Here is a 1,893-nt window from a genome sequence, read left to right on the forward strand (position 1 = left end):
TTTTAAATATCTTAATCAAGACATCCGAGGTAATTGTTATAAACAGAGTAATAATTACTGTCTGAAGAAAACAGACGTAAATAAAATTGACCTTAAGCCAACGCCGATAACGCTATATCGGTGTAGTGATCATCCATTCCCGTGGATGAGAACAAGTTGGTCATGCTAGAAAGAGCGTATGGTGGATGCCTTGGCACTAAGAGCCGATGAAAGACGTGATAAGCTGCGAAAAGCTTCGGGGAGGAGCAAATATCCTTTGATCCGGAGATATCTGAATGGGGAAACCCACTTGAGCAAACCTCAAGTATCCTTAAGCCAATACATAACTTAAGGAAGGGAACCCGGTGAACTGAAACATCTAAGTAGCCGGAGGAAGAGAAAACAACATGTGATTCTGTGAGTAGCGGCGAGCGAAAACGGAAGAGCCCAAACCGGGGTGCGTGCATCCCGGGGTTCGGACCGCATAATTGATTCAACGAATTTAGCAGAACGGTTTTGGGAAAGCCGGCCAGAGAGGGTGAAAGCCCCGTAAGCGAAAGATGAGTTGACATGGCGGTATCCAGAGTAGGTCGAGACACGTGGAACCTTGACTGAAGATGCGGGGACCACCCCGTAAGGCTAAATACTCCTTAGTGACCGATAGCGCATAGTACTGTGAAGGAACGGTGAAAAGGACCCCGGGAGGGGAGTGAAACAGAACCTGAAACCATATGTTTACAAGCTGTGGAACCACTTTATATGTGGAACCGCGTACTTTTTGTAGAACGGTCCGGCGAGTTGCGCTGGCTGGCGAGGTTAAGCACCAAAGGTGTGGAGCCGAAGGGAAACCAAGTCTTAATAGGGCGAATGAGTCAGTCGGAGCAGACCCGAAACCGGGTGATCTATCCATGTCCAGGTTGAAGTTGCCGTAAAAGGCAATGGAGGACCGAACCCACATCCGTTGAAAAGGGTGGGGATGAGGTGTGGATAGGGGAGAAATTCCAATCGAACCCGGAGATAGCTGGTTCTCCTCGAAATAGCTTTAGGGCTAGCCTCATATAAGTCTTGCGGAGGTAGAGCACTGAATTTCCTAGGGGGCGTCAAAGCTTACCGAAGAATATCAAACTCCGAATGCCGTGTAGATGTTGTATGGGAGTCAGACTGTACGAGATAAGTTGGACAGTCAAAAGGGAAAGAGCCCAGACCTGCAGCTAAGGCCCCAAAATGTGTGTTAAGTGGAAAAGGATGTGGGATTTCAAAGACAACTAGGATGTTGGCTTAGAAGCAGCCATACATTCAAAGAGTGCGTAATAGCTCACTAGTCGAGAGGTCCTGCGCCGAAAATGTCCGGGGCTGAAACACACTGCCGAAGCTCAGGAATGTACCTAGTACATTGGTAGAGGAGCATTGTATACGGGACGAAGCAGTACCGATAAGGAGCTGTGGACTGTATAGAAGAGAGAATGCCGGAATGAGTAGCGAGAGGAAGGTGAGAATCCTTCCGGCCGAATATCTAAGGTTTCCAGAGTAAAGCTGATCTGCTCTGGGTAAGTCGGGGCCTAAGGCCAGGTCGAAAGACGTAACCGATGGACAACAGGTTGAAATTCCTGTACCTTAAGTAAACAGAACTGTGGGGACACGTGTGGAGAGCACAAGCCGGAAATGGAAAAGCCGGTGCAAGCGAGGTAGGAGATGAATAGGAAAATCCGTTCATCAATCCGAAGACGTGATGCGGACCGAATTAAGAGTAGGGAAGTGTGTGAGCCATGCGTCAAGAAAAGCCGCTATTGTTTTACTTAAGCCCGTACCGTAAACCGACACAGGTGGATGAGGAGAGAATCCTAAGGCCGACGGGAGAAGCATTGTTAAGGAACTCGGCAAAATGACTCCGTAACTTCGGGAGAAGGAGTGCCA

General features: G+C 48.5%; 1 rRNA gene. It reads left to right on the forward strand.

The features are described 5' to 3' along the window. Positions 1-158: 158 nt before the first annotated feature. A 23S ribosomal RNA gene (locus GT508_RS14295) occupies positions 159-1,893 on the forward strand; the annotation flags it as partial.

It is taken from the genome of Dorea sp. BIOML-A1 (genome assembly GCF_009875615.1).
GTDB lineage: Bacteria > Bacillota > Clostridia > Lachnospirales > Lachnospiraceae > Dorea_A > Dorea_A amylophila.